The 308-nt window shown below is 66.2% G+C and carries 1 protein-coding gene and 1 pseudogene; both read right to left on the reverse strand.

The window, feature by feature from the left end; genetic code table 11:
• Window positions 1–163 (reverse strand): annotated as a pseudogene (locus EN852_RS42940) (xanthine dehydrogenase family protein molybdopterin-binding subunit); the annotation flags it as partial.
• A 10-nt stretch (window positions 164–173) separates the two neighbouring features.
• Window positions 174–308: 2Fe-2S iron-sulfur cluster-binding protein (locus tag EN852_RS38510; protein ID WP_246694574.1), on the reverse strand; the 135-nt coding region annotated here is incomplete at its 5' end.

Genomic DNA, 308 nt, shown 5'->3' on the forward strand with positions numbered 1-308 from the left:
TGCGCACCATCTTCAGATGCAGCATGCCCGGGAAGTTCCGGTCGGCGAAATAGGCGGTCTTGCCGGTGACGTGTCCCGGCGAATCGAGGCGTGGCCGCGGCTGGCCGATTTCGTTGAGGCCGTCCTTGCGGACATCGGCGAAATAGTCCTTGCGCAGTTCCATGGCGATCCCCTCAGGCGGCGTTCTGCGAGCTGGCGCGTGCCGCCGTCAGCACTGCCTGGATGATCGGTTCGTAGCCGGTGCAGCGGCAGATGTTGCCGGACAGCGCCTCGACCACCTCCTCGCGGCTGGGATTGGGCGTGCGGTC

Source organism: Mesorhizobium sp. M2E.F.Ca.ET.209.01.1.1, assembly GCF_004010375.2.
Classification (GTDB): domain Bacteria; phylum Pseudomonadota; class Alphaproteobacteria; order Rhizobiales; family Rhizobiaceae; genus Mesorhizobium.